1 pseudogene is annotated in these 356 nt (G+C 41.0%); it reads left to right on the top strand.

Features of this window, described 5'->3' with window-relative positions:
- Window positions 1-53: 53 nt before the first annotated feature.
- Window positions 54-356, top strand: a pseudogene (locus tag AB4486_RS24495) (hypothetical protein); the annotation flags it as partial.

Genomic DNA, 356 nt, shown 5'->3' with positions numbered 1-356 from the left:
TTCTGTACGCCCATGCTAAAATACGGCATCAAATTTAATAAACGGAAGTTACAGTGCTAGAAAGAATCCAAAAAATAGAAAATGTCGGTAACTACAGCAATGCTATTGCAGGTGGAGTTCTACTTGGCCCAGTGAGTGTAATATACGGTGAGAATCGAAATGGTAAGAGTACTCTCTGTGACATTCTCTATTCCCTCTCCCTCAACGAGCCTCAGTTAGTTCTTGATAGAAAATCCATTATTCAAGGGCAAGAGCCGGACACAATCAATCAACTAGTTCAACTAAAGTTCTCCGATAGACAGCAAGCCGTTAAGTTCATAAATTCAGAATGGGACTCCCGACCACCTGAAGAATCA

It is taken from the genome of Vibrio sp. 10N.222.55.C6, from assembly GCF_041473395.1.
Lineage (GTDB): Bacteria > Pseudomonadota > Gammaproteobacteria > Enterobacterales > Vibrionaceae > Vibrio > Vibrio crassostreae_C.
The sequence above is the reverse complement of the archived record's forward strand: the minus strand, read 5'-3'. Positions and strand labels throughout refer to the sequence as shown.